At 65.1% G+C, this 1,279-nt stretch carries 1 protein-coding gene; it reads left to right on the forward strand.

Going from position 1 to position 1,279, the window contains the following annotated elements; all coding sequences use genetic code 11:
* The coding region (nirK, locus tag ACQGNJ_RS00115; RefSeq protein WP_426687220.1) for a copper-containing nitrite reductase at positions 1-1,279 on the forward strand (1,279 nt) is incomplete at both ends.

Genomic DNA, 1,279 nt, shown 5'->3' on the forward strand with positions numbered 1-1,279 from the left:
CGCAATTACCCGGCGAAAGTGATCGTCGAGCTGGAAGTGGTGGAGAAGGAGATGCCGATCTCCGAAGGGGTCAGCTACACCTTCTGGACCTTCGGCGGCACCGTGCCAGGCAGCTTCATCCGGGTGCGTCAGGGCGACACGGTGGAGTTCCACCTGAAGAACGCGCCGGACAGCAAGATGCCGCACAACATCGACCTGCACGGAGTGACCGGGCCGGGCGGTGGCGCGGCGTCCAGCTTCACCGCGCCGGGGCACGAGTCGCAATTCACCTTCAAGGCGTTGAACCAGGGCATCTTCGTCTACCACTGTGCCACCGCGCCGGTGGGCATGCACATCGCCAACGGCATGTACGGGCTGATCCTGGTCGAGCCGCCGGAGGGGCTGAGCCCGGTCGACCACGAGTATTACGTGATGCAGGGCGACTTCTACACCACCGGCAAGTACCGGCAGAAGGGTCTGCAGCCGTTCGACATGGAGAAGGCGATCGACGAGCGGCCGACCTACGTGCTGTTCAACGGCAAGGAAGGCTCGCTCACCGGCGACAACGCACTGACCGCCAAGACCAACCAGACGGTGCGGCTGTTCGTCGGCAACGGCGGTCCGAACCTGGTCTCCAGCTTCCACGTGATCGGCGAGATCTTCGACAAGGTGCAGCCTGAAGGCGGCACGGTGGCGCAGCACAACGTGCAGACCACGCTGATCCCGTCCGGCGGCGCGGCGATCGTGGAATTCCACACCGACGTGCCGGGCAGCTACGTGCTGGTCGATCACTCGATCTTCCGCGCGTTCAACAAGGGCGCGCTGGGCATCCTCAAGGTGGACGGCCCGGAGAACAAGGCGATCTACTCCGGCAAGGAAGTGGACTCGGTCTACCTGGGCGACCGCTCGGAGCCGAACCTGACAGCGGTGACCACGGCGGCGACGGCGCATGCGGCCGGCACGCTGACCAGGGCCGAGCAGATCGCGGCGGGCAAGCAGCTGTTCACCGGCACCTGTTCGGTCTGCCACCAGGCGAACGGCGAAGGCTTGCCTAACGTGTTCCCGCCGCTGGCGAAGTCGGACTTCCTGGCCGCCGATCCGAAGCGGGCGATGACCATCGTGACGCATGGCCTGACCGGCAAGGTCACCGTGAACGGCCATGAGTACGATTCGGTGATGCCGCCGATGAGCCAGCTCAACGACGACGAAGTGGCGAACATCCTCACCTACGTGCTGAACAGCTGGGGCAACCCGGGTGGTCAGATCAGCAAGGACGAGGTAGCCAAGGCACGCGCGGCGG

The organism is Rhodanobacter ginsengiterrae (genome assembly GCF_050026815.1).
Taxonomy (GTDB): Bacteria; Pseudomonadota; Gammaproteobacteria; order Xanthomonadales; family Rhodanobacteraceae; genus Rhodanobacter; species Rhodanobacter ginsengiterrae.